Annotated in this window: 1 pseudogene; it reads right to left on the reverse strand. The window is 51.5% G+C overall.

From position 1 onward, the window contains the following. Nucleotides 1–215 (reverse strand): annotated as a pseudogene (locus ACYP03_RS28440) (hypothetical protein); the annotation flags it as partial. Between the last annotated feature and the right edge of the window lie 14 nt (nt 216–229).

Here is a 229-nt window from a genome sequence, read left to right on the forward strand (position 1 = left end):
TGCCCGTTCATGAGCAATGCACCGATCACCATCAGCAACACGCCGCAAAGTAACTGAAGATAATAACCGGCCAGTTGCCAGCCTGCCTTCCTGTGACTGTTGCCAGTCATCAGATAACGCTGAACCAATTGTTTCCCTGCTAGTGTCATGATTGCAATCACAGACGTTGTGAATGCAGTCCCTGCGGCCATCACGATGGCACTGACAATACCCATCCAGTAAAGCCCGG

The sequence above is a fragment of the Photobacterium sp. R1 genome (assembly GCF_054600795.1).